The 2,765-nt window shown below is 64.8% G+C and carries 2 pseudogenes; one reads left to right on the top strand and one right to left on the bottom strand.

The window, feature by feature from the left end:
• A pseudogene (locus tag AHiyo1_RS23650) lies at window positions 1-382 on the bottom strand (DUF488 domain-containing protein); the annotation flags it as partial.
• Between the two features lie 63 nt (window positions 383-445).
• Between AHiyo1_RS23650 and valS the strand changes: the two are divergent.
• Window positions 446-2,765: pseudogene (gene valS, locus AHiyo1_RS23645) on the top strand (valine--tRNA ligase); the annotation flags it as partial.

Here is a 2,765-nt window from a genome sequence, read left to right as displayed (position 1 = left end):
GCGTAGTCATATGTCCGTCTTCCCGGCGCCCAGCAGGAACTCCAGCAGGACGCGGGCGTGATTGATTTCAGGGTCCCTGGCGCGTAGAGCAGCGTGACGCGCTTTTCCGCGGCCGCCAGCTCCAGCAGCTGCTCCACGGCGGGATTCTGTTCCAGCTCAGCCTGGTACGAGCGGCGGAAGTCCTCGAATCGCTCCTCCATATGGCAAACTCGGTACGGAGGGACGGCGAGGGAGCGATCTCCTTGAGCCAGAGATCCAGGTGGGCGCGTTCTTTGGATACCCCTCGCGGCCACAGCCTGTCGACCAGAACCCGGTAGCCGTCGTCGTCCGCTGCTTCGTCATAGATGCGCCTGATAACCAAAACGTCCTTGAGTTCCGTCATGGCCCGCATGCTACTGCACCCCTGCGTGCCGCGGAACAAAGGGCGCCATGAAACAATTGGCCCATGGCTGAATCAACGCAGGGTACAGACACGCCCGCCACCGCCCCCATCAACGTTCCCGACAAGCCGGCCCTTGAAGGCCTCGAGGCTGCCCTGACGCAGCGCTGGCTGGACGAAGGAACCTACAAGTTCAACCCGGACACCACCCGGGAGCAGGTCTACTCGATCGACACTCCCCCGCCCACCGCATCCGGTTCGCTCCACGTGGGCCACATGTTCTCGTTCACGCAGACGGATGTCCAGGCCCGCTACATGCGCATGACCGGCAAGAACGTCTTCTACCCGATGGGCTGGGACGACAACGGGCTGCCTACCGAGCGCCGCGTCCAGAACTACTACGGCGTTCGCTGCGATCCCGCCATTCCCTACAACGCCGACTACCGCCCGCCGGCACAGCCGGCCAAGAACCAGCGCGATTTCGACGTCGTCTCGCGCCAGAACTTCATCGAACTCTGCGAGGAACTCGCCGTCGAAGACGAAAAGGTCTTCGAGAACCTGTTCCAGACACTCGGCCTGTCCGTTGACTGGGACCTCACCTACCGCACCATCGACGACACCTCCCGTGCGGTGTCCCAGCGTGCCTTCCTCGCGAACCTGAACGCCGGTGACGCCTACATGGCCGAGGCCCCCACCCTGTGGGACGTGACGTTCCGTACCGCCGTCGCGCAGGCCGAACTCGAGGACCGCGAGGTTGCCGGCGCGTACTACCGCTACCCTTTCTTCACCGCTGACGGCGAGAAGATCTACATCGAGACAACACGTCCGGAACTCCTCGCCGCGTGCGCCGCGTTGGTGGCGAACCCCGACGACGAGCGCTACCAGCCGCTGTTCGGCAAGACCGTCACGTCTCCCCTGTTCGACGTCGAACTCGAGGTCAAAGCCCATCCGCTCGCCAAGGCGGACAAGGGTTCCGGCATCGCCATGGTCTGTACCTTCGGCGACCTGACCGACGTCACCTGGTGGCGCGAGCTGCAGTTGCCCACCCGCGCCATCATGGGCCGCGACGGCCGCATCATCGCCGAGACACCCGAGTGGATCACCACCGACGCCGGCAAGGAAGCCTACGCGGCGATCGCAGGCAAGACTGCGTTCTCTGCCAAGGAGGCGGTGGTCGAGCTTCTCGCCGCCGCCGATTTGCTGGATGGCGAGCCCAAGAAGATCACGCACCCGTGAACTTCTTCGAGAAGGGCGACAAGCCCCTTGAAGTTGTCACCTCGCGCCAGTGGTACATCCGCAATGGCGGACGGGACGAGGACCGCCGCGAGCGGTTGATCGCGCGCGGACACGAGATCGAATTCCACCCGTCGTTCATGCGTTCCCGCTACGAGAACTGGATTTCCGGGCTGAACGGTGACTGGCTCGTTTCACGCCAGCGCTTCTTCGGTGTGCCGATCCCCGCCTGGTACCCGCTGGATGCCCAGGGCTACCCGGACTACGAGAACCCGATCCTGCCGTCCGACGAGTCCCTTCCCGTGGACCCTGCGGCGGACGCGGCCCCCGGCTTCGACGAGTCCCAGCGCGAGCAGCCCAATGGCTTCATCGGCGACGCGGATGTCCTGGACACCTGGGCCACGTCTTCGCTGACCCCGCAGATCGTGGGCGGCTGGAGCCGTGACGAGGAACTGTTCGGCAAGGTCTACCCCTTCGACCTCCGGCCGCAGGGCCACGACATCATCCGCACCTGGCTCTTCTCCTCGGCTGTCCGGGCAGATGCCCTGCAGGACAGCGCGCCGTGGAAGCACGCCGCCATCTCGGGCTGGATCCTGGACCCGGACCGCAAGAAGATGTCCAAGTCCAAAGGCAACGTGGTTGTTCCCACCGACGTCCTGAACGAATTCGGCTCCGACGCCGTCCGTTACTGGGCCGCCTCGGCCAAGCTCGGCGCCGACACCGCCTACGAGATCGCCCAGATGAAGATCGGGCGCCGCCTGGCCATCAAGCTGCTCAATGCCTCCAAGTTCGTGTTGAACCTGGGCGCCACGGAGAACTCGGTGGTCGGCGCGGACCTTTCCGTCCTGAGCAACCCCTTAGACCGGGCATTGCTCGCGCAGCTGGCCGATGTCGTGGCACAGTCCACCAAGGCGTTCGACAACTACGACTACGCCCGCGCCCTGCAGATCACGGAATCGTTCTTCTGGCAGTTCACGGACGACTACGTGGAGCTCATCAAGGATCGCGCCTACGGTGCGGCCGGCGAGACCGAGCAGGCATCCGTGCTTGCTGCCCTTGCCACCACGCTGGATGCGCTGTTGCGGCTGTTCGCGCCGTTCCTGCCCTTCGCCACCGAAGAGGTCTGGAGCTGGTGGCGCACGGGTTCGGTCCA

It is taken from the genome of Arthrobacter sp. Hiyo1, assembly GCF_001263615.2.
In the GTDB taxonomy this organism is placed as follows: Bacteria; Actinomycetota; Actinomycetes; order Actinomycetales; family Micrococcaceae; genus Arthrobacter.
This window is presented reverse-complemented; position numbering and strand designations above follow the sequence as displayed.